Below are 21,034 nucleotides of genomic sequence, written 5' to 3' on the forward strand. Positions count from 1 at the left end.
ACGAGATAGGTTCATGAACATCTTTGGCTTGTTTGAGAAGCGTGTGGCGGATGCGCTCGGCCGCATGGCCGAGGCCGGGCAGATTCCATCCGGGCTCAACGTGAGCCGGGTGGTGGTCGAGCCGCCGCGCGACCCCTCCCACGGCCATCTCGCCACCAATGCGGCCATGGTCCTGGCCAAGGAGGCGCGCATGAACCCGCGCGCCCTGGCCGACCTTCTCGTGGCCGACCTGCGCGAGGATCCGCGCGTGACCAAGGTCGAGGTCGCGGGGCCGGGCTTCATCAACATGACCCTCGCGCCGGAGGTTTTCCACGAGGTCGTTCGCGCCGCCATCGGGGATACGGGCGGCTTCGGCCGCAGCGGGCAGGGCGCGGGCCGGCCCGTCAACGTGGAATTCGTTTCCGCGAACCCCACCGGCCCCATGCATGTGGGCCACGGTCGCGGCGCCGTCTTCGGCGACGCTCTGGCGGCTCTGCTGGATTTCGCCGGCTACGCGGTCACGCGGGAATATTACATCAACGATGCGGGCGCTCAGGTCGACGTCCTGGCGCGCTCGGCTTTCCTTCGCTACCGGGAGGCCTTGGGACAGGAGATCGGCGCGATCCCGGACGGGCTTTACCCGGGCGATTACCTGAAGCCCGTCGGCGAGCGCCTCGCCCGGGAGCACGGCGAGGCCCTGCTCGGCCAGTCCGAGGATCTCTGGCTGCCGGTCGTCCGGCAGGTCGCCATCGACGCCATGATGGACATGATCCGCGAGGATCTCGCGGCCCTCGACATTCACCATGACGTCTTCTTCTCGGAAAAGTCCCTCCAGCAGGACAACGGTGGGGAAGTCGCCCGGACGATCGAGGGCCTTCGCGCGCGGGACTTGGTCTATATGGGCCGCCTGCCGCCCCCCAAGGGCCAGAAGGACGACGACTGGGAAGACCGCGAGCAGCTGCTCTTCCGCGCCACGGCCTTCGGGGACGAGGTCGACCGCCCGCTCCTCAAGTCGGACGGCTCGTTCACCTATTTTGCCTCGGACATCGCCTATCACCGCTCCAAGTTCGAGCGGGGTTTCCCGACCATGATCGACGTGTGGGGCGCCGACCATGGCGGCTACGTCAAGCGCATGCAGGCGGCCGTCAAGGCGGTGACGGACGGCCAGGGCGATCTCGACGTCAAGCTCTGTCAGCTCGTGAAGCTCCTGCGCGGCGGCGAGCCCGTGAAGATGTCCAAGCGGGCAGGGGATTTCGTGACCCTGCGGGAGGTGGTGGACGAGGTGGGCCGGGACGCGGTGCGCTTCATGATGCTCTACCGCAAGAACGACGCGACCCTGGATTTCGATCTCGCCAAGGTGGTGGAGCAATCCAAGGACAATCCCGTCTTCTACGTCCAGTACGCCCGGGCCCGCTGCGCCTCGGTGCTCCGCCAGGCCGCCGAGGCCTTCCCGGGTGCGACATTTTCGGCCGACCGGCTCGTCCGGGCGGATCTGGCCCTGCTCTCGGACGAGGCGGAAGCGGACCTGATCCAGCGAATCGCGCAATTTCCGAGGCTGGTGGAAGCAGCCGCGGAAGCACACGAGCCTCACAGGGTCGCATTCTACCTCTATGACCTTGCGTCATCGTTCCATTCTTTATGGAACAAGGGCAAAGACTTGCCTCAATTACGCTTTGTTAATCAAACTAATGAAGATTCAACACACGCGAGGCTCGCGTTGGTCCATGCCCTGAAGGGCGTTCTGGACGCGGGTCTCTCCATTTTAGGCGTCACGGCACCTGACGAGATGCGCTAGCTTTTTTCCGAAGCAAACCAAAGGTTTGGGAGAAAGGCCGGGGTGGTGGTTCCGTAGCGTCGTGTTCGCGCAGGCGAGAGCCTGCGCTGCGTAACCCGGAGGTCCGGCGCCATGAGCGAATCAGTGAAGCCCCGTATTGCAGTCGATCTCAACGAGATCGAACGGCAGCTCGCCTCCGCGCAAGCCGCCCCCCATGCCGCGCCGTCGACGCGGAACGATCCGCTGGCCGAACTGGCCCGCATCGTCGGCCAGGACGACCCCTTCCAGTCGCTCCTGGCGGGAGACCGTCAGCCCCGGCCGCAGGACCGCCGCCAGGCCCACGATCTCGACGATCTGTACCGGGCATCCGAGATTCCGGCTCCGCGCGCTCCGGCCCAGGAATTGCGGGCCCATGTCGATCAGCACCAGGCCTACGACCTTGACGATTACGGGCAGGTCCCCCAGACCCACACACCCCAGGCCTATGCCTACCAGCAGCCCCAGGCCGCCGCTCATTCCCACGCCGCCTACGACGAGCACGCCGGTTACGAGCAGGGCTACTACGCCGAGCCCGAGCCCGACCATTCCGCCTACGCGGATGAGGGAGACGTGCGGGCCCTCGAGCCACGCCGGTCTCGCAAGGGCCTGATGGCCGTCAGCGCCGTCGTCGCGGCGGCCGTGATCGGCGGCGGAGCCGCCTGGTACGCCACGGGTTCGTCCGCCATGATCGCGAGCGGCGAGCCCCCGTTGATCAAGGCCTCGGCCGAACCCACCAAGGTCCAGCCGGACAATCCCGGCGGCGTCGAGATCCCGAACCAGAACAAGCAGATCTACGAGCGCGCCAAGCAGACGGCGGAGACCAAGGTCGTCAATCGCGAGGAGCAGCCGGTCGACGTCAAGGAGGCGACCCGGATCGCCTCGGCCGGCACGTCCCCGGTCGCGACCGGGGCCACGGGCGGCGCCCAGCCACATGCGGCCAACTCCCTCAACCTTGGCGAGCCCAAGAAGGTGCGCACGGTCTCCATCCGCCCGGACGGCACGGTCGCCGGCCTGGACAATGCCCCGGCCGCCGGTTCGCCCCCTCAGGCCCCGCGCTCGGCGGCGGTTCCGCCTCCGCCGGCCATGACGATGCCGACCTCCGCCCAGCCCGCGCCTCCGACGATCCAGACGGCTTCGGCGGCTCAGCCGGCCGCCTCGACGCCCGCGGCTCCGGCGGCGGCCTCCAAGCCTGTCGCGGCGCCCGCGACCCCGAGCGGCACTTCGCCGCAGCGCGTGGCTTCGATCCAGCCGGTCGCTCCGGCCGAGACCGCCCCGGCCGCCGTTGGCGGCTTCTCGGTCCAGCTTGGCGTCCGCTCCTCGGAGGGCGACGCCCAGAAGGCCTTCAGCCAGTTCCAGTCCAAATATGCCAATCTGCAGGGTCAGCCGGCGCTGATCCGCAAGGCCGAGGTGAACGGCTCCACGATCTATCGCGTCCGGGTCGGACCGATGTCGCGGGACGATGCCTCCAGCCTGTGCTCCAAGCTGCAGGGCGATGGAGCCCAGTGCTTCGTGGCCAAGAATTGAGGCCCTTCACCACGACGGGCGAGACTTCTTGACCCGGCTCGACCGGGGACGTAAGGCGCGGGCATGACCACCCGCGCCTTTATTGCTGGCTGCTCCGGCCTCGAACTGACCCCGCAGGAACGTGCCTTCTTCCGGGAGGCGCTGCCGTGGGGCTTCATTCTGTTCAGGCGGAATATCGACAACCCGGCTCAGGTCCGGGCGCTGTGCGACGCCTTGCGTGAGACGGTCGGCCGGGCCGACGCGCCGATCCTGATCGACCAGGAGGGCGGGCGGGTCCAGCGGATGGGGCCGCCGCATTGGCCAAAGTATCCGTCCGGCCGGACGTATGGCCGCCTTCATGCCGAAGATCCCGTCGCGCAGCGCGAAATCGCCCGCTTGGGCGCGCGCCTCATCGCCCACGATCTCCTGTCCGTGGGCATCAACGTGGATTGCCTGCCCGTTCTCGACGTGCCGGTCGAGGGCGCCCACGACGTCATCGGCGACCGTGCCTACGCCCGCGAACCCGACAAGGTCGCTGTTCTGGGCCGCGCCGCCGCCGAAGGGCTCCTGGCCGGCGGGGTCCTGCCGGTGATCAAACACGTTCCAGGTCACGGCCGCGCCGGCGTGGACAGTCACCTGTCGCTTCCCGTCGTGGATGCGTCGATGGATGAGCTGGAAAGCCGCGACTTCAAGCCTTTCCGCATCCTCGCGGACATGCCCCTCGCCATGAGCGCCCACGTGGTCTACACGGCCCTGGACCCCGACAACCCGGCCACCACATCGGCCCGCGTCGTTCAGGACGTGATCCGGAGCAGGATCGGCTTCGACGGTCTCCTCATGACGGACGACCTGTCCATGCAGGCCCTGAGCGGCACCTTCCGGGACCGCGCCGAGGCGGCGATCCGGGCAGGCTGCGACATGCTTCTTCATTGCAACGGCAGGCTGGACGAGATGGCGCCCGTGGCCGAGGCCGCTCCTGAGCTGGCGGACTCCGCCCGGCGCCGGGCGGAGTCCGCGCTCCGCCGCATCGGCCACGAACCGGAGCCCCTCGATCCTGTGGATGCCCGCGCGAGGCTCGATGCCGCCGCGAGCGCGGTCGCCTAAGGTAGGGCCTCGGGGCACGATCGGACCATGGCACAGGCAAACCCTTTCGATGAAATGGAGGTCGCGGAGCGGGCCGAGGGCGAGCCGCTGCTGCGCGTGGACGTGGATGGCTTCGAGGGGCCTCTTGACCTGCTCCTGGAGCTGGCGCGGCGCCAGAAGGTCGACTTGGCCCGGATCTCCATCCTGGCTCTGGCCGAGCAATATCTCGTCTTCATCGAGGAAGCCCGCCGCATGCGCCTGGAGCTGGCGGCCGATTACCTCGTTATGGCAGCTTGGCTCGCTTATCTGAAGTCCAGGCTCCTTCTGCCCGAGCCGCCCAAGGGCGAGGAGCCCAGCGCCTCGGACCTCGCCACCGCCCTTGCCCTGCGCCTGCGCCGCCTGGAGGCGATCCGCGAGGCGGCCAGGAAGCTCGGCGAACGGGACTGGCTCGGCCGCAACGTTTTCGCGCGTGGCGCCCCGGAGCCCGTTCTGGTCCGCAAGGACACCCATTTCGACGCCACGCTCTACGATCTGCTCTCCGCCTATGCTCGCCAGCGCCAGAAGCAGTTCAATTCGCAGGTCACCCTGCACAAGCGCCACGTGTGGTCCCTCGTGGACGCCCGCGAGGCCCTGGAGCGGCTGGTCGGGCACTTGTCCGACTGGGTGTCCCTGGAGAGCTATCTGATCGACTACATGGTCGAGCCGTCCATGCGCCCGACGGTGCTGGCCTCCGCTTTCTCGGCGACCCTGGAGATGGTGCGCGAGGGGAAGCTGTTCCTGCGCCAGGATGAGGCCTTTGCGCCCCTGTGGGTCAAGACGCCGGAAGCGGCCGAGGCTGAGGCCTGATCATGAGCCAGAACACCCAACGCGATGCGGAGAACGATCCCGGCTTCGACGATGAGCCGACGGACAATTCCGGGGCGGGGCCGGACCGCGACGAGGCCATGCGGGTGGTGGAGGCCCTTCTCTTCGCCTCCGCGACGCCCCTGGGCGTCGAGGATCTGACCGGCCGGGTGCCCGAGGGGGCCGACATCGAGGGGATCCTTCAGGACCTCTCCGGGTTCTATGCCGGGCGAGGGGTCAATCTGGTGCGGGTCGCGGGCAAGTGGACCTTCCGGACCGCGAGCGACCTCTCCTTCGTGCTGGCCCGGGACGTGGTCGAACAGCGCAAGCTCTCCCGCGCCGCCATGGAGACCCTGGCGATCGTGGCCTATCACCAGCCCGTGACGCGCGCCGAGATCGAAGAGATCCGGGGCGTCGCGACATCGAAGGGCACCCTCGACCTCCTCATGGAAACGGGCTGGATCCGCCTGCGCGGCCGGCGCCGGGTGCCGGGCCGCCCTGTAACCTACGGGACCACCCCTCATTTCCTCGAGCATTTCGGCCTCGACGTGATCGAGGATCTGCCGGGGCTGGAGGAATTGAAGGGAGCTGGCTTCATCGAAGGCCGCGTTCCGTCCGGGCTGTCCGTGCCGGTGCCGACCGACAGCGACACACTCCAGCCCGACGAAGATCCCCTGGACGGCGACGAGCTGTTCCAGCCTCTCGTGATCGAGAGCGAGGGAGAACCCGAGCCGTGAGCGCCGCCCAGAGCCGGGCGGGATTCCTGCGGTGGGGCACGCGCGGCACGGCCGGCGCCTCGATCGCGGCCCGATTGACCTTCGAGAATGTCGTCCAGACCTATGGGCCGCTCAACGCCCTGCAGGACGTGAGCCTCACCGTCGAGCCGGGCGAGCTGGTATGCCTGCTCGGCCATTCCGGCTGCGGCAAGACCACGCTGCTGCGGATCGCGGCGGGGGTGGAGGCGCCGACCTCGGGCCGCGTGCTCATCGATACCCTGGAGGCATCGGGCCCCTCCGCCTTTCTGCAGCCCGAGAACCGGGGCATCGGCCTCATGTTCCAGGACTATGCCCTGTTCCCGCACCTCACCGTCCTGCAGAACGTTATGTTCGGCCTGAAAGACCTGCCCGCACGGGATGCGGAGGCCTCGGCGCGGCGAGCCTTGTCTCGCGTGGGACTCGACCACTACGCGAAGACCTATCCCCATACGCTCTCGGGAGGCGAGCAGCAGCGCGTAGCGCTAGCCCGGTCCATTGCGCCCAGGCCCGGCATCCTGCTCATGGACGAGCCGTTCTCGAACCTCGACCGGCGCATGCGCGACGCGATCCGGGACGAGACGGTGGCCATCCTGCGCGAGACCCGCGCCACCACCATCGTCGTGACCCACGACCCGGAGGAGGCCATGCGGATCGCCGACCGGATCGTGCTGATGCGTCAGGGCCGGATCGTCCAGCAGGGGACGGCCGAAGACCTGTACCTCCGGCCAAAAGACCTGTTCGCGGCGCGTTTCTTCTGCGATTTCAACGAATTGCCGGCGACGGTGTCGAACGGGCAGGCGCTGTGTCCGCTCGGCGCCTTCCCGGCGCCCCATCTGCCCGAGGGCTCGGACGCCATCGTGTGCCTGCGCCCGCAGGGCATCCGGCTCACGCCTCCCGGCGCAGGGCTGCCGGGGCGCCTTTTGTCGCGGCGTTTCCTGGGGGAGGTCGAGTTGGTGCAGGTCGACGTTCCTAATATCGAGTCTCCCCTGCAGGCACGGGTTCACGATCCCGTGCAGGCTCGCGTCGGCCAAGATGTCGGGATCGCGATTGACCTAAAGGATGTCCTTGTTTTCGCCGCGTCCGGTCCTTAGGTTGGCGGCGAGTTTCGGAATCTCACACCGCGCCCTCGGAGGCGCAGGAGGAACGCCATGGGTGGCGCTAGCATTTGGCACTGGATCGTCGTCGGTCTGATCGTTGTCCTGCTCTTCGGGCGCGGCAAGATCTCCGACATGATGGGCGACGTCGCGAAGGGCATCAAAGCCTTCAAGAAGGGCATGAACGAGGACGAGACCCCGGCCACGCCGGTTCCGCCGTCCGAGCCTGTGCGCACGATCGACCATCAGACCATCGCGAACAATCCGGCCCCGGCCACCAGCGACCGCAAGGTCGGCTGAGCCCGTCAGTTCGGCCGCCCACCCCGGTGGGCGGTTTTCGCGTAAGTGTATCGAAGGTGGGTCCGAGGCCGCGCCATGTTGGACATGAGCTGGGGTGAAATCATGGTGATCGGTGCCGTGGCGCTGATCGTCATCGGCCCCAAAGACCTGCCGAAAGCCCTGCGCACCGTCGGCAACGTGACGGGCAAGATCCGCCGCATGGCGGCGGAGTTCCAAGGCCAGTTCAACGAGGCCATGCGGGAGGCCGAGCTCGACGAGGTCAAGCAGCAGCTTCAAGGCATGAACAACGACGTGGCCAAGGGCTTCAACCCCATCCAGACGATCCGCAACGAGATCAAGGGCTCCATCGAGGCTCCGGTCACGGCGCCGGAGAAATCCGCGACAGAGACCGTCTCCGACGCGATGGCTCAGGGACGGGGAGAGGCCGGTCCGGTGGCGCCCATCGAGCCGCCGATCGACCTGGTGGTGCCGGCCGTGCCGCCGATCGTCGATCCGGCCGAGTCCATCGCCGCAACCCTGCGTCAGGAGGCCGACGCCAGGGCTGCCGAGGAGCGGGCCGCGGCGGCGGCCGCAGAGACGACCACCGCCCCCGATCATTCCACCGCCAAACCGGACGCGAAAGCCTGATGACCACCGAAGTCGAGGATGAGGTCGAGGCATCGCGCGCGCCCCTGATTTCCCATCTCATCGAGTTGCGCTCGCGCCTGATCCGGGCGCTGGTGGCGTTCGTGCTGATGTTCTTCGTGTGCTTCGCGGGCGCCAAGTACATCTACAATGCGCTGGTATGGCCCTATGTGGTGGCGGTCGGCTCGGCCGAGAACGCGCACCTCATCTATACCCACGGCCTGGAATATCTGTTCACGCAGATCCAGGTGGCGGCCTTCGGCGCGGGCTTCCTGGCCTTCCCGGTCATCGCCAACGAGATCTACAAGTTCGTGGCTCCCGGCCTCTACAAGAACGAACGTCGGGCCTTCCTGCCCTATCTGATCGCGACCCCGGTTCTTTTCGCGCTCGGCGCGGCCGTGGTCTATTTCATGGCCATGCCGCTCCTGATGCGATTCTCGGTCGGCATGCAGCAGCTCGCCACGGAATCGACGCCCGGCATCGCTTTCATGCCCAAGGTCAGTGAGTACCTGTCGCTGATCATGACCCTGATCTTCGCGTTCGGCATCTGCTTCCAGCTGCCCGTCGCGCTCACCCTTCTGGCGCGGGCAGGGATCATCGATTCCGATTTCCTCAAGGCTAAGCGCAAGTATGCGATCGTGTTCGTGTTCATCGTGGCGGCGGTGCTCACGCCCCCGGACGTGATCAGCCAGTTCGCCCTTGCGGTCCCCACCCTGCTTCTTTACGAGGCGTCCATCCTCTCCGTCCGCATGGTGGAGCGGAAGCGTGCGGAGGCCGATGCCGCGCGCGCGGCGGCAGGCTAGGGTCTCCCGAACCGGCCGCGACACCTTTTCGGCGTTTATCACGGTCGGTTTTCCCATGCATGACATCCGCGCCATCCGCGAGAATCCCGCGGCTTTCGATCAGGGCCTCCAGAAGCGGGGCATGGAGCCGTTGTCCGAGCGCCTGATCGCCCTCGACGACCGCCGGAAAGCCGCCGTTTCCGCCCTCCAGAGCGCCCTTGAGCTGCGCAACAGCCGTTCGAAGGAGATCGGCCAAGCCAAGGCCAAGAAGGACGAGGCGCGGGCAGGGGAGCTAATGGCGGAGGTTGCTCGCCTCAAGGAGAGCGTGCCGGCCTTGGAGCAGGAGGAGCGCGAGGCGGGCCAAGCCCTCGACACGCTGCTGGCCTCCCTGCCGAACATCCCCAAGCCGGATGTTCCCGTCGGCGCCGACGAGGCCGGGAACGTGGAGCGCCATCGCTCCGGCAACCCGAAGAACCTCACCGTCGCCAAACAGCATTTCGAGATCGGCGAAGACCTCGGCCTCATGGATTTCGAGACCGCCGCGAAGCTCTCGGGCTCGCGCTTCGTGGTGCTCAAGGGTGGTCTTGCTCGCCTGGAGCGGGCGCTCGGACAGTTCATGATCGACCTGCACACCAACGAGCACGGCTATACGGAGGTGAGCCCGCCGCTCCTGGTGAGGGACGATGCCATGTACGGCACGGCGCAGCTGCCGAAGTTCGAGTTCGACCAGTTCTGGGCTTTTCCGGGCTCGGCTCTCGAAGACATCCTGTCGTCCGCACAGGGCGGTGCGAGCCGGGATGAGCTTCAGAAGGCGATCAAAGATTCCCGCTATGGGATGATCCCCACCGCCGAGGTGACGCTCACCAACCTAGTGCGTGAACTCATCCTGTCGGAGGAGGAATTGCCCCTGCGCTTCACGGCGCTCACCCCCTCCTTCCGTGCAGAGGCAGGCTCCGCCGGGCGCGATACGCGGGGCATGATCCGCCAGCACCAGTTCGTGAAGTGCGAGTTGGTCTCGATCACCGCGCCGGACACCTCGGCGGACGAGCATGAGCGCATGCTCACCAGCGCCGAGGCCGTGCTGAAAAAGCTCGACCTGCCGTTCCGCACCCTCACGCTGTGCACCGGCGACATGGGCTTTTCCTCGACCAAGACCTACGACATCGAGGTCTGGCTGCCGGGGCAGGGGATGTACCGGGAGATTTCGAGCTGCTCGGTCTGCGGCGACTTCCAGGCGCGTCGCATGAACGCCCGCTACCGGGCCGCAGGCGAGAAGCAGCCGCGCTTCGTCCACACGCTGAACGGCTCGGGCCTCGCGGTGGGGCGTACCCTCGTGGCGGTCCTGGAAAACTACCAGAACGAGGACGGCAGCGTCTCGGTCCCGTCGGTTCTTCAGCCCTATATGGGCGGTCTTACCCGTATCGAACGTCAGGCCTGACATGCGCATCCTCTGCACCAACGACGACGGCATCCACGCGCCGGGATTGAACACCCTGGAAGCCATTGCCCGGGCACTCTCAGATGATGTGTGGATCGTGGCTCCGGAGACGGACCAGAGCGGCGTGGCGCACTCCCTGTCGCTGAGCGACCCCTTGCGCCTGCGCGAGGTCTCCGAGAGGCGCTACGCCGTGCAGGGAACGCCCACGGATTGCGTGATCATGGGCGTGCGCCACCTGCTCAAGGACCACAAGCCCGATCTCGTCCTGTCGGGTGTCAATCGCGGCCAGAACGTGGCCGAGGACGTGAGCTATTCGGGCACGGTGGCGGGCGCCATCGAGGGCACGATCCTCGGCATCCCGTCCATTGCGCTCTCGCAGGCCTATGGCGGTCCCGGCGGACGCCGGGACGTGCGCTGGCACTGCGCCGAGCATCACGGGCCGAAGATCATCAACAAGATCCTGGCCGCGGGGATCGACAAGGGTATTCTCGTCAACGTGAACTTCCCGCCCTGCGAGCCGGACGAGGTTCAGGGCACGGCGGTGGTCAACCAGGGCCAGCGGACCCAGGAGCTTCTGGGCTTGGATCAGCGCGAGGACGGTCGCGGCATTCCCTATTTCTGGATCGCCTTCTCCCGCCAGCCCTTCACGCCCGGCAACGGCACGGATCTCTGGGCGCTGGCGAATCGCCAGATCGCCGTGACGCCCCTGCGGCTCGACATGACGGACGAGCCGACGCTCACCCGCTACGCCCAGGCCTTCGACGAAGCGTGAGGGCGCGATGACCGGAGACCCGTTCCGCCCAGGCGACTCCCTCCCGGTATTCGACGACATCGACCGCGCTCAGGAAGAAGCCGTGGAGGCTGCGTCCTTCGTGCTGTCCTTGAGGGCGCGCGGCATCCGCGACACCGCGACGTTGCGGGCCATGGAGCTGGTGCCGCGCGAAATCTTCGCGCCCCGCCGCTTCACGGACCTCGCCCGCACCGACGTGGCGCTTCCCCTGGCCTGCGGCCAGACCATGACGGCGCCACGAACGGTCGCCGTCATGCTGGTCGCCCTGGGGGTTTCCCTCGGCCAGCGGGTCCTCGAGATCGGGACGGGGAGCGGTTACGTGACGGCGCTCCTGTGCCGACTCGGAGCGGATGTCCTCTCCCTGGAACGCTTCGGCACCCTGGCCGAGAGCGCCACGCAGCATCTGAGGCACGTGGAAGGCAACGGACAGGCGAGGATCGAGGTGGGAGACGGCCTCGCGGCGCGCCAAGGGGAGCCCTTCGACCGCATTCTGCTCAACGGCGCCGTCCCCGAGATTTCGGAATGTCTGACCACGCAACTGGCTCCTGGAGGGCGCCTGGTGGGAGCCCTGTCAGGGGATGGAGCCCCGCGCATGGTCCGAATCGACAGAGATGGAAGCGGGGAGTTGCGGACAGAGGCAGGAGCAGGCCTTCGGATCGCCCCGCTCGTCGCAGGAGTCGCGCTGACGCTGTGAGCCTTGCCTACGGGAGGCCGCCGATCCACACCGGCAGTTGGGTGAGAGATTCGAGCTCCCGGAATCGCGGATGTCCGGCGGGCGCGTCGGCCGCCTCGTGCGCCCATACGAGCGGGTAGGGGATCAGGGCCGCGTAGCTGCCCGCCTCCAGGGCTGGGAGGATATCGGATCGCACCGAATTGCCCGCCATGACGGCCTCGCGCGGATCGGATCCGTGGCGGCGGAAGACCCGATGATAGGTCGCCGCGGATTTGTCGCTCACGATCTCCACGCCTGAGAAGAAGTCGCCCAGGCCCGAGGCCGCCAGCTTCGCCTCCTGATGGAACAGGTCTCCCTTCGTGATCAGGACGAGTCGGGCGCGCTCGGCCAGAACCTCCAGCGCTTCCCGCACGCCGGGCAGGGGCTCGACCGGATGTTTCATCATCTCCCGTCCGGTCGCCAGGATCTCGCCGACAGCGGAGGAGCTCACGTCGCCCCTGCTCACATCGAGGGCCGTCTCCAGCATGGAGAGCGTGAAGCCCTTGGCCCCGTAGCCATATGTGCCGAGATTGCGGTGCTCGACTTCCGCCAGCCGCGCCTCGATGGCGTCGGCGTCACCATAAGGCGACAGGAGGTCGTAGAACCGCTTCTGGGCGGATCGGAAGATCGATTCGTTATGCCAGAGCGTGTCGTCCGCATCGAGGCCAATGATCGTGACCGGCATGGTCTCACCAGAAGGTCAGGCGCGGGTATCCAGGATGGCCCGCGCCGCATCGTAGAGCAGATCCGGCAGGATCTCGAAAGCGTAAGCCGCGTGAACCCGCTCGTGCTTCTGGTGATACTCCCGGCCCCAGGGGCCAATATTGACGGACGGAAACTCCAAGGCCTCCGCCGGCGCCTTGTCCACGTGGGCGGCGGCAGGCGTGTTCGCCCGGATGAAGGACGCCCGGGCCTCGTCCGGTCGATGTCCGAAGAAACTCATGTCGCAGATGCCGCCGAAGAACCCGCGCGACTTGATCGACGTTCCATGATCCGCCGCCACACGGGCCGCCGATTCTTTGAAGACGTCACGCAAGGCTTGCTGGACCGGCTCCCCAGGGTCGAGATAGGTGTGCGGGTAATAGAGGCTCGCAAGCCCGACGATGACCGCGGGTCCGACGATTCGGGCTTCCGCCACGAGGTGCGCCACGAGCGTTCGGCTCACGAGAAGTGGGTTCTCCTCGCGCTCCAGGGAGCGCTCCACCTCCGCAAAACGGTCCTGCGCCGACGGGCCGCCGACGCGAATCGCCGCCTGCTTCAACGCATTCAAGGTCAGGATGCGGCTCTCGCGCCGCGCCGGGGCCTGTCCTCCAGCCGCCGCGTAGTGGCGCCGGGCCTTTTCGGCCACCGCGTCGAGAGCCGTGTCGAGGGCCTCCCGAACCCGGTCCCCGAACAGGCGCAGCACCTCGTCGGCTCCGCGCCGGTAGGTCAGCCAATTGAAGGCCAGCCAGGTCTGCTCCGGCATGGTGACGTCGTAATGGGTGCGCAGGTCCTTGGCTTCGAGGCAGACCGGGGGCGGCGAGCGCTCGCCGAAGGCGGCTTCGCTCAGGTCCGGGTTCACCTCCACGGCTCTCATGATCTCGGCCCCGATGAGATGGGCGCTGACGCCCTCCAACGGATAACCCGCATGTGTCGCGCGACCGACCACGAAGGCGAAGGGCATCACCTTGCCGACGGTGCCGAGATACACGACCCGACCCTCGGCCCCATCCTCCATGTCGCTGGTCGCGTCGAGGTTGATGCCGCACCGGATGTCGAGGTCCCAGCGCCGGGCCAGGTCCGGCAGAGCGTCCCGCAGGCTGCGCATCCCCCGGGAGCGGTTCTCCTCGTCGGGCACCGCCATGAACAGCATGTTGCCCCGGCGATCCTCCTGGCGGGCGAAGCGGTCGAGGCAGGCCATGCCGGCCGCGAGCCCGCTCTTCATGTCGAGCATCCCGCGCCCCGGCACGAAGGCGCCCGACGCAAGATCGTCGAGAGCGAGTTGCTCCTCCGCCGACCGGGACGGCAGGGACGACAATTGTGCGATGAGCTCCGCCGCGAGCGGGCCCGGACGGCAGGCCAGCGCCGCCAGGGAGCCGTAATTGGACGTGGTCACGGTGTCGAAATGCCCCGATAGCGCGACGCATTCGCGTCCGCTTCCCCGCACGAGCGCCACGACGCTGCCGGTTTTCGGGTCGCCGTGGCTCTCGACGAAGGCGAGATGATCCGGGTGGGCCTGGAAATAGGGCCATTCCCGGAATAGGTCCAACAGCTTGCGGGGAAGGCTGGCTTCGTCCGGTGAGCCCGTTTCGCTCGGCCATTCCACGAGAATGTGCGAAAAGGCGCGGGCTCTGTCGGCGGAACGGGCCCGCTCCGACGCGATCGCTTCCGCGCGGGTGGTTGTCTCTGAAGCCGTCACGATTTCGTCCTCCCCACCCGGCGCGATTCCCGCTTTCCGTTAGCTTTCCAGGATCGTAGCGGCGGCCGCAAGATGACGTAGGGGAAGATGGTTTCACGCATCCCCATGGCGATGACGTTCGGCGCGATTCCCAGGCTCCCGGCGCTTTGTGGCGAACCGGAGAATTTTTTCGCGAAAATGCCGCAAACCCGCGCGCCATCAACGCTTGCTTAACCTGAATCGACTTTTAATCACCTTGTTCAGTTGCGTTGGGGTTTCGTATGCGTCGGCCTGTGTTGTCTGGGCTTTCAATCGCCGTTTCGCGGATCGCTCTTGTGAGCTTGATCGGGAGTGCTGCAGCGGCCTGCAGCACCGATACGATGCGATTTGCGGAAAGTCCGTTTTCCAATCCCTTCGCGGCAAGCGAGCGTGTGCAGGAGCCCGACACGACGGCCTCCACGCAGCCCAGCGCGCCGATCTATCCGTCCGCCCCGATCCAGTCGCAGGCGCTTCCGCCCGTGCAGTCGGCACCTCTGAGCGTCGCCTCCGGGCCCGCGCCTTCCTCGGGCCATGGCGCCAGCGGCACGTCGGTGACGGTGGGCAGCAACGACACTCTGAACACGATCTCCCAGCGCTACGGCGTGTCGCCCAACGCCATCCTGGCCGCGAGCGGACTGAACAGCCCGGCTCAGGTGCGCCCCGGCACGACCGTGGTGATCCCCGTCTACGGGGCCGCCGGCCCGGCCGCCGCGCCGACCCGGGTCGCCTCCACCGCGCCGGTGCAGGTTCCGGCCCAGCCTGCCCCTCAGCCGCAGCCCAAGTTCCGTTTGGTGGAAGGCAGCAAGCCCACCGCCCCGGTCCGGACGGCGACGGCCGAGCCCGCCCAGGTTCTCCAGGCCCCTGCCACCAGAACCCGCCCCGGCATGGCCCCGGCCCCGGTTGCTGCGACCCTCGCACCCCCCCCGGTCGCCCAGCCCTTGAAGCCTGCGCCCGTGGCTCAGCCGCAAAAGCCGGCACAGGTCCAGGTTGCTTCAGCCTCCCCCGAGCCGCTCGTGAGCGCACCGCGGCCTCTCGAGCCGCAGAAGATGGCCATCCAGCCCCAGCCCGTGAAGCCGGCCGTTCAGGCCCAGCCCGCGGCCCCGGCCGCCCAGCCTGAGACCGCGAAGGCTCCCGAGCCCGCTCCCGTCGCTGCGGCCTCGGCGGACGAGTTCCGGTGGCCTGCCCGTGGCCGCGTCATCGCCGGGTTCGGCGCCAATGGCGGCAACGAAGGCATCAATATCGCGGTGCCGGAAGGCACGCCGGTCAAGGCCGCAGAATCCGGCACGGTGACTTACGCCGGCAGCGAGGTGAAGGGTTACGGCAATCTCGTTCTCATCCGCCACGAGAACGGCTTCGTCTCCGCCTACGCTCATAACGGCTCGCTGAACGTGAAGCGGGGCGAGACGGTCAAGCGGGGCCAGGTCATCGCGACCTCGGGCCAGACCGGCAACGTCACCTCGCCCCAGCTTCATTTCGAGCTGCGCAAGGGCTCGACCCCCGTCGATCCCGTCCCCCATCTCGGCGGCTGATCGGCCTGAATTTGACCGGCTCGGGAAACCGAGGCGGTCTTCAAGGAGGACGGTGGACGCTCAGCCACCGTCCTCTTTTCATTGACAGGCCAGCCTGTCCTTCAGATCGCCTGCCCCAGACGCCCGGCCAGCTCCTGGATGAACTGCCACGCCGTGCGGCCGGAGCGCGCGCCCCGGGTCGTCGCCCATTCCAGCGCCTCGGCCCGGATCGCATCCCGGTCGGCCTTCAGTCCCAGGTGGTCCACATAGCCGAAGACCATGTCGAGATACTCGTCCTGGCTGCACTTGTGGAAGCCGAGCCACAAGCCGAAGCGGTCCGAGAGCGAAACCTTCTCCTCCACGGCCTCCCCCGGATTGATCGCCGTGGAGCGCTCGTTTTCCATCATGTCCCTGGGCAGGAGGTGGCGGCGGTTCGATGTGGCGTAGAACAGCACATTGTCGGGCCGCCCCTCGATGCCGCCCTCCAGGACCGCCTTGAGGGATTTGTAGGAGGTGTCGTCCGCGTCGAAGGACAGGTCGTCGCAGAACACGATGAAGCGGTGCGGATCCGGCCGGACCAGGGTCATGAGATCGGGCAGGCTCTCGATATCCTCCCGGTGGATCTCGATCAGCTTCAGTGGCAGGGCCTCTGGCGGGCGGCCACGATTGATCTCGGCGTGAACCGCCTTGACCAGGGACGACTTGCCCATGCCCCTGGCGCCCCACAGGAGGGCATTGTTGGCCGGCAGCCCCCGGGCGAAGCGTCCGGTGTTGTCCGCCAGGGTGTCCCGCACCCGGTCGATGCCCCGCAGGAGCGCCATGTCGACCCGATTGACCTTGGGGACCGGCGAGAGCCTCCGTCCTTGCGCCAGCCACACGAAGGCATCGGCGGCCGACAGGTCGGTCCCGGCGAGGGGCGAGGGGGCGATCCGCTCCAGGGCGTCGGCCACCCGCCTGAGCAGAGCCAGGGCCTCGGGGGAGTTGAGATCGGACGGAATTTGGTTCATGCGAGCCTCTCGCCGGCGTTTCCGGGGCTGCTTATCGCGGATGATCCGGTGCGTCTATTGGCGGTGTGGATGGGAAATCCCCCAGGCTTCATTGATTTCGTGAAGTCGATGGGTATAGTCCGCGCCGTTCAGAATCCTTAAGTACGGCGCGGGCTGGTCTGACAGGGCCGGCCACGCGCCTTTATCCATGGAGAGCCTCTTGTTTATCACGCCCGCTTACGCGCAGGGGGCCCCCGGTGGGGGCGGAATGGACATCGTCCTCCAGCTCGTCCCGTTCATCCTGATCTTCGTCATCATGTGGTTCCTCATCATCCGGCCGCAGCAGCGCCGGGTGCGGGAGCACCAGGAATTGATCAAGAACGTGCGCCGGGGCGACACGATCGTCACCTCGGGCGGCATCGTCGGAAAGGTCACCAAGGTGACCGAGAACGTGGCCGACATCGAAGTCGAGATCGCCGAAAACGTCCGGGTCAAGATCGCCCGCTCGGCCATCTCCGAGGTTCGCTCCAAGGGCGAACCTGTCAAGGCTTGAGCCTGTCCGTTGGGCTTGAAAGGTTGAGTTGACGATGCTGCGCTTCTCGTTGTCCAAGGTGATCGCCACGATGGCGGTCATCGTGATCGGTCTGCTTCTGGCCGTGCCGAGCACGATGACCCGCGAGCAGCGCGAGGCATTCCAACAATCCATTCCGAGCTGGGTCCCGTCCTGGCTGGTTCCATCCCGGGCCATCGTCCTGGGTCTCGACCTCCAGGGCGGATCCCACGTCCTGCTGGAAGTGGACGTGCAGGACCTTCTGCGCACTCAGACCACCGCGCTTCGCGACGACGTGCGGAGGATCCTGCGCGAGCAGCGCGTGAACCTCCAGGGCGGCATCCAGATCACCGCCCGTGGCGTCCAGATCCGCGTGCCCGACGCCGCGGACCGCCAGAAGCTGCTGGCGCCCCTCCGGGCGCTGGCACAACCCATCGGCAACGCCGTCATCGGCACAGCCGGCGGCAGCGACCTGAACGTGACCGAGAGCGCCGACGGCCTGATGACCCTGGCCTACACGGAAGCGGGCGTGAACGAGAAGGTGCGGCGGGCCGTCGACCAGGCCATCGAGGTCCTGCGCCGCCGCGTCGATGCCCTGGGAACCACCGAGCCCAACATCCAGCGCCAGGGTGCCGACCGGATTCTCGTGCAGGTGCCGGGCCTCCAGGATCCGCAGCGCCTGAAGCAGATCCTGGGCCAGACGGCCAAGCTCGAGTTCAGGCTCTTGGGTCAGCAGGGAGCGGCCGACGTGGATCTCCTCCCGTCCCGCGACTCGGGCGGCCAGCGGGTTCCGGTGGAACGCCGGATCATCGTGGAGGGCGGCGACCTCGTGGACGCTCAACCCGCCTTCGACACCCGCACCAACGAGCCCATCGTCAATTTCCGCTTCAACATCCGCGGCGCCCAGCGCTTCGGGCAGGCCACCACGGAAGCCGTCGGTCGGCCGCTCGCCATCGTGCTCGACAACGAGGTGATCTCCGCCCCCACCATCCAGACCCCGATCACGGGCGGTTCGGGCCAGATCTCGGGCCGGTTCACGGTCCAGCAGGCCAACGACCTCGCCGTCTTGCTTCGGGCGGGCGCCCTGCCGGCCAAGCTCACCATCGTGGAGGAGCGCACGGTGGGCCCGGGCCTCGGGGCGGATTCCATCGAGGCGGGCAAGAACGCCACCTACGTGGCGGCGATCTTCGTCATCATCTTCATGTTCGCGACCTATGGGGTCTTCGGGTTCATCGCCAATATCGCCCTGCTCGTCCATGTGGGCCTCATCTTCGGCCTCATGTCGGTGCTTGAGGCCACCCTGACGCTGCCGGGCATCGCCGGCATCGTGCTCACCATCGGGACGGCCGTGGACTCGAACGTTCTGATCTACGAGCGCATCCGCGAGGAGGTGAAGGGCGGCCGATCCATCATCTCGGGCATTCAGGCCGGTTTCGACCGCGCCTTCGCGACCATCATCGACTCCAACAGCACCATGGGCATCGCCGCTCTCATCCTGTTCTTCATGGGATCGGGACCCGTGCGCGGCTTCGCGGTCGTCTTCCTCCTGGGCATCCTGACCACCGTGATCACCGCCGTCACCCTGACGCGCATGATGATTGCGCTCTGGTATCAATGGGCCCGCCCGAAAACCCTTCCGTTCTAAGGAGTGAGCGCCATGCGTCTCCTTCGTCTCTGGCCCGAGAATTCCCATTTCGATTTCATGCGTCACCGGCGCTGGTCGTTCCCGTTCTCGGCGTTCATCTCCGTCATGACGGTTGTGCTGTTCGCGACCTTCGGGCTCAATTTCGGCATCGACTTCCAGGGCGGCACGCTCATGGAGCTTCAGTCGAAGACCGGGCAAGCCGATGTGGGCAAGGTCCGGCAGACCGCCGAGGGCTTCGGCTTCGGCGAAGTCGAGGTCCAGGAATTCGGGACCGCCGGCGGCGTTTCGCTGCGTTTCGCGATCCAGCCGGGCGGCGAGGCGGCGCAAAGCGCCGTGGTGCAGAGGGCCCGCGACACGTTCGGGGCCGATTATGAGTTCCAGCGCGTCGAGACGGTCGGGCCACGCGTATCGGGCGAGCTGGTGCAATCCGGAACCGTGGGCATCATTCTGGCCGTGCTTGCCGTCATGCTGTACCTCTGGTTCCGGTTCGAGCGGGAATTGGCGGTCGGCGCGATCATCGGCACCCTTCACGATATCGTGCTGACGGTCGGCTTTTTCGTGATCACGCGCCACGAGTTCAACATGACGTCGATCGCGGCGATCCTGACCATCGTGGGTTACTCGCTCAACGAGACCGTGGTGGTGTTCGACCGGACCCGCGAACTGCTGCGCCGGTACAAGACCATGCCGACCCGGGAATTGTTGAACCTCTCGATCAACACGACCATGTCGCGCACGATCATCACGTCCATGACCACGATCCTGTCGCTTCTGGCCCTCGTCCTCTTCGGCGGACGGGCCATCGAGGGCTTCGCCCAGGTCATGCTCTACGGCGTCTTCGTCTGCACCTACTCGGCGATCTTCATCTCGTCGCCGGTGCTGATCTATATCGGCGTTCGCAGCAGCGAAGCGTCGCGCATGGCAGAGGGCAAGGTCGCCCCGGCGGAGTAACGCGATGGTATCCCAGCGCGGCCCAGATGGCTTCGTGCCAGGGCGTCACCTCATCGACGCCTACGGCAATGGCGGATTCCGTTTCGCCGAGATGAGCCACCGCGGCTCCGTCCTGGCGCTGCCGTCCGGCATCCATGCCTGGCCCGTCACCGCCATCTCCGACCTCACCATGGAGAGCCTGGCGCCGGTCTTCAGGGAGGCGGAGGCTCTCGAACTCCTCCTGCTGGGAACCGGCCTCGACGTTGCCGCGATCCCGGAGCGGATCCGGCAGCGGTTCCGCGATCATCGGATCGGCCTCGACGTGATGCAGACGGGCGCCGCGGCCCGCACCTACAACATCCTGCTGGCCGAGAACCGCAAGGTCGGCGCGGCGCTCATCGCCGTGGCCTGAGTCGATGACCGAAGCCAGCCAGGACGCCGGCCCGGACTTCGCATTCTCCCATTGCGAAGCCATCGTCCGGGAAGGCGATCCCGACCGGTTCTGGGCCTCTCTCTTCGCGCCCGTCGACAAGCGGCCCCATCTGCACGCCCTGCATGCCTTCAATTTCGAGATCGGACGGGTGCGCGAGTCTGTCCACGAGCCGCTCGTCGGTGAAATCAGGCTGCAATGGTGGCGGGATGCGCTGCAGGGCGAGGTTCGGGGCGATGTGCGCTCCAACCCCGTGGCTGCGGCCCTGGAAGACACCATCGTCCGGTTCCGCTTGCCACGCCAGCCGTTCGTCGACCTGATCGATGCCCGGATCTTCGACCTCTACAGCGATCCGATGCCGAACCTGAACGATCTCGAGGGCTATTGCGGGGAGACGGCTTCCGTTCTCATCCGCTTGGCTTCCGTCATCCTGATGGACGGCAACGAGCCCGGCGGCGCGGACGCATCAGGGCATGCGGGTGTCGCTTATGCGGTCACGGGCCTTTTGAGAGCCTTTCCGTGGCATGCACGCAGGGGCCAAGTCTACCTGCCGGCCGACATTCTGTCCCGTCATGGCGTCGTGCGGGACGATATCGTCACCGGACGGGGCGGCCCAGGCCTCCAGGGGGCGCTTGCGGATCTGCGCAGCCTGGCGCGCCACCATCTCGCCCAGGCCAGAATGTTGAGCGCGGCCATGGCCGCTCCGGCCCGCCCGGCCTTGCGCGGGCTCTCCCTGGTGGAGCCCTATCTGTCCATGATGGAACGGGCCGATTACGACCCGTTCATGACGCCGATCGACCTGCCGCAATGGCGCCGGATCTGGCACCTGTGGCGTGGCCGCGTCTGAGGCCGG

21 protein-coding genes are annotated in these 21,034 nt (G+C 67.1%); 18 read left to right on the forward strand and 3 right to left on the reverse strand.

Annotated features, from left to right (window positions below; translation table 11 throughout):
* Window positions 1-13 precede the first annotated feature (13 nt).
* The 12 genes from argS (at window position 14) to ILT42_RS19150 (ending at window position 11,698) form a co-directional block, all read left to right on the forward strand.
* Complete coding sequence (argS, locus tag ILT42_RS19095) at window positions 14-1,774, forward strand: arginine--tRNA ligase (protein ID WP_204217475.1); 1,761 nt, start codon at window positions 14-16, stop codon at window positions 1,772-1,774.
* Between the two features lie 111 nt (window positions 1,775-1,885).
* Window positions 1,886-3,316, forward strand: a complete 1,431-nt coding sequence (locus ILT42_RS19100) for an SPOR domain-containing protein (RefSeq protein ID WP_204217476.1) — start codon at window positions 1,886-1,888, stop codon at window positions 3,314-3,316.
* Window positions 3,317-3,379: 63 nt separating this feature from the next.
* Window positions 3,380-4,399, forward strand: coding sequence for a beta-N-acetylhexosaminidase (gene nagZ / locus ILT42_RS19105; protein WP_204217477.1), 1,020 nt, complete (start codon window positions 3,380-3,382; stop codon window positions 4,397-4,399).
* A gap of 27 nt (window positions 4,400-4,426) precedes the next feature.
* On the forward strand, window positions 4,427-5,224 hold the full coding sequence (locus tag ILT42_RS19110; protein ID WP_204217478.1) for a segregation and condensation protein A: 798 nt from the start codon (window positions 4,427-4,429) through the stop codon (window positions 5,222-5,224).
* Window positions 5,225-5,226: 2 nt separating this feature from the next.
* On the forward strand, window positions 5,227-5,958 hold the full coding sequence (gene scpB, locus ILT42_RS19115) for an SMC-Scp complex subunit ScpB (protein WP_204217479.1): 732 nt from the start codon (window positions 5,227-5,229) through the stop codon (window positions 5,956-5,958).
* Window positions 5,955-7,067, forward strand: a complete 1,113-nt coding sequence (locus ILT42_RS19120; protein WP_204217480.1) for an ABC transporter ATP-binding protein — start codon at window positions 5,955-5,957, stop codon at window positions 7,065-7,067. The genes scpB and ILT42_RS19120 overlap by 4 nt, the downstream gene beginning before the upstream one ends.
* Window positions 7,068-7,124: 57 nt before the next feature.
* A complete protein-coding gene (locus ILT42_RS19125) occupies window positions 7,125-7,370 on the forward strand; it encodes a twin-arginine translocase TatA/TatE family subunit (protein ID WP_204217481.1) in 246 nt (81 codons plus the stop codon).
* A gap of 75 nt (window positions 7,371-7,445) precedes the next feature.
* A complete protein-coding gene (gene tatB / locus ILT42_RS19130) occupies window positions 7,446-7,997 on the forward strand; it encodes a Sec-independent protein translocase protein TatB (protein ID WP_204217482.1) in 552 nt (183 codons plus the stop codon).
* Window positions 7,997-8,797: a twin-arginine translocase subunit TatC gene (gene tatC, locus ILT42_RS19135; protein WP_204217483.1), complete on the forward strand. Its 801-nt coding sequence runs from the start codon at window positions 7,997-7,999 to the stop codon at window positions 8,795-8,797. The genes tatB and tatC overlap by 1 nt, the downstream gene beginning before the upstream one ends.
* A 55-nt stretch (window positions 8,798-8,852) precedes the next feature.
* Window positions 8,853-10,214, forward strand: a complete 1,362-nt coding sequence (gene serS, locus ILT42_RS19140) for a serine--tRNA ligase (protein ID WP_204217484.1) — start codon at window positions 8,853-8,855, stop codon at window positions 10,212-10,214.
* Between the two features lies 1 nt (window position 10,215).
* Entirely contained in the window at window positions 10,216-10,986 is a 771-nt protein-coding gene (surE, locus tag ILT42_RS19145) for a 5'/3'-nucleotidase SurE (protein WP_204217485.1), read from the forward strand.
* A 7-nt stretch (window positions 10,987-10,993) separates the two neighbouring features.
* Complete coding sequence (locus tag ILT42_RS19150; protein WP_204217486.1) at window positions 10,994-11,698, forward strand: protein-L-isoaspartate O-methyltransferase family protein; 705 nt, start codon at window positions 10,994-10,996, stop codon at window positions 11,696-11,698.
* 7 nt (window positions 11,699-11,705) lie between these two features.
* On the opposite strand, the gene ILT42_RS19155 is transcribed toward ILT42_RS19150, so the two are convergent.
* A complete protein-coding gene (locus ILT42_RS19155; RefSeq protein WP_204217487.1) occupies window positions 11,706-12,401 on the reverse strand; it encodes an HAD family hydrolase in 696 nt (231 codons plus the stop codon).
* A 15-nt stretch (window positions 12,402-12,416) separates the two neighbouring features.
* Window positions 12,417-14,114, reverse strand: a complete 1,698-nt coding sequence (locus tag ILT42_RS19160) for a M20/M25/M40 family metallo-hydrolase (RefSeq protein WP_204217488.1) — start codon at window positions 14,112-14,114, stop codon at window positions 12,417-12,419.
* Window positions 14,115-14,428: 314 nt separating this feature from the next.
* Here ILT42_RS19160 and ILT42_RS19165 point away from each other — a divergent pair, with 314 nt between their 5' ends.
* On the forward strand, window positions 14,429-15,661 hold the full coding sequence (locus ILT42_RS19165; RefSeq protein WP_204217489.1) for a peptidoglycan DD-metalloendopeptidase family protein: 1,233 nt from the start codon (window positions 14,429-14,431) through the stop codon (window positions 15,659-15,661).
* A 101-nt stretch (window positions 15,662-15,762) separates the two neighbouring features.
* Here the strand turns inward: ILT42_RS19165 and ILT42_RS19170 are convergent, their stop codons facing one another.
* The gene (locus ILT42_RS19170; RefSeq protein WP_204217490.1) at window positions 15,763-16,647 is read right to left on the reverse strand and encodes an ATP-binding protein; all 885 of its coding nucleotides are present in this window, start codon (window positions 16,645-16,647) and stop codon (window positions 15,763-15,765) included.
* Window positions 16,648-16,846: 199 nt separating this feature from the next.
* Here ILT42_RS19170 and yajC point away from each other — a divergent pair, with 199 nt between their 5' ends.
* The 5 genes from yajC to ILT42_RS19195 are packed head-to-tail and all read left to right on the forward strand — an operon-like array spanning window position 16,847 to window position 21,028.
* Window positions 16,847-17,179 (forward strand): preprotein translocase subunit YajC, encoded by a 333-nt coding sequence (yajC, locus tag ILT42_RS19175; RefSeq protein WP_204217491.1) that lies wholly within the window; start codon window positions 16,847-16,849, stop codon window positions 17,177-17,179.
* A 34-nt stretch (window positions 17,180-17,213) separates the two neighbouring features.
* Window positions 17,214-18,821, forward strand: a complete 1,608-nt coding sequence (gene secD, locus ILT42_RS19180) for a protein translocase subunit SecD (protein ID WP_204217492.1) — start codon at window positions 17,214-17,216, stop codon at window positions 18,819-18,821.
* A 12-nt stretch (window positions 18,822-18,833) separates the two neighbouring features.
* Window positions 18,834-19,772 (forward strand): protein translocase subunit SecF, encoded by a 939-nt coding sequence (gene secF / locus ILT42_RS19185; protein WP_204217493.1) that lies wholly within the window; start codon window positions 18,834-18,836, stop codon window positions 19,770-19,772.
* A 4-nt stretch (window positions 19,773-19,776) separates the two neighbouring features.
* Window positions 19,777-20,163, forward strand: coding sequence for an Mth938-like domain-containing protein (locus ILT42_RS19190; protein WP_204217494.1), 387 nt, complete (start codon window positions 19,777-19,779; stop codon window positions 20,161-20,163).
* A gap of 4 nt (window positions 20,164-20,167) precedes the next feature.
* Window positions 20,168-21,028 (forward strand): phytoene/squalene synthase family protein, encoded by an 861-nt coding sequence (locus ILT42_RS19195; protein ID WP_204217495.1) that lies wholly within the window; start codon window positions 20,168-20,170, stop codon window positions 21,026-21,028.
* The last annotated feature ends 6 nt before the right edge of the window (window positions 21,029-21,034 follow it).

Origin of the sequence: Microvirga pudoricolor, assembly GCF_016892705.1 — a bacterium.
GTDB classification, from domain to species: domain Bacteria; phylum Pseudomonadota; class Alphaproteobacteria; order Rhizobiales; family Beijerinckiaceae; genus Microvirga; species Microvirga pudoricolor.